Origin of the sequence: Sphingomonas sp. LH128, from assembly GCF_000293195.2 — a bacterium.
Lineage (GTDB): Bacteria > Pseudomonadota > Alphaproteobacteria > Sphingomonadales > Sphingomonadaceae > Novosphingobium > Novosphingobium resinovorum_A.
The window spans coordinates 1-426 of record NZ_ALVC01000605.1; the positions used below are offsets into that span (position 1 = coordinate 1).

The 426-nt window shown below is 62.0% G+C and carries 1 protein-coding gene; it reads left to right on the forward strand.

Going from position 1 to position 426, the window contains the following annotated elements; all coding sequences use genetic code 11:
• Positions 1-244 (forward strand): SRPBCC family protein (locus tag LH128_RS30555; RefSeq protein WP_008831508.1); only part of this gene is annotated, 244 nt, incomplete at its 5' end.
• Between the last annotated feature and the right edge of the window lie 182 nt (positions 245-426).

Sequence of the window (426 nt, forward strand, 5' to 3'; positions counted from 1 at the left end):
GGAATCGATCATGGCCGGTCCCCAGCCGCTGCGCGAGGCCGAGATGCAGCACCGCGCCTTCGACAACGGCCGCGGCGTGCCCGAGATCAAGGACCAGATCGTCTATCAGGACATGCTTCTGGCGGAAGGCCAGCAGAAGGGCATGTATTCTCGCGGGTACACCGACGCCTATCTGGCCGCGCAGGAGACGCGGGTGCGCTTCTTCCATGAAGTGCTGAACGATTACCTCGAGGGGCGGCGCTAGGCCGTCATCCCGGCGCAGGCCGGCTCTCACCTCAAGACTGCCAGCGATCCCGGCCTGCGCCGGGATGGCGATGATCCGTGTCCGAAGAACATAAACGAAGGGAGAACGAAATGAACATCTGGTCGTCTGTGAAAAGCGCTGAAGCCCGCAGGGAGGCGTGGGTTTTGGTGGATATGAAGTAA